Origin of the sequence: Streptomyces millisiae (assembly GCF_031845425.1) — a bacterium.
Taxonomy (GTDB): Bacteria; Actinomycetota; Actinomycetes; order Streptomycetales; family Streptomycetaceae; genus Streptomyces; species Streptomyces millisiae.
Map to the genome: position 1 here is coordinate 1 of NZ_JAVREM010000332.1, position 439 is coordinate 439.

Here is a 439-nt window from a genome sequence, read left to right on the forward strand (position 1 = left end):
TTTCTGCTCACCCGGATTCGGGAACGGTTCCTGCAGACCAACAGCACCCGCGACGCGGTCGCCTACGGCGTGAGCACGAGCGCACGCACAATCACCAGCGCCGCGCTGATCATGATCGCGGTGTTCATCGGTTTCGCTTTTGCCGGCATGCCGCTGGTGGCCCAGCTGGGTGTGGCGTGCGCGGTGGCCATCGCGGTCGACGCGACCGTGGTCCGGCTCATCCTGGTGCCCGCCCTGATGGCCATGTTCGACGAGTGGAACTGGTGGCTGCCGCACTGGCTGGACCGGCTGCTGCCCGAGGTGGATTTCGAAAAGCCTTTGCCGAAGGTCGAAGTCAACGATCTGGTGATCATTCCCGACGACATCTCCGCAATGGGTCCGAGCGGATCGGACCTGCGCATGATGGTGCGCACTGCCGCACGAATGAAAACCCTTGCTC

Annotated in this window: 1 protein-coding gene; it reads left to right on the forward strand. The window is 63.8% G+C overall.

All coding sequences use genetic code 11. From position 1 onward, the window contains the following. A partial coding sequence (locus RNC47_RS36935; protein WP_311605245.1) for an MMPL family transporter occupies positions 1 to 439 on the forward strand: 439 nt, incomplete at both ends.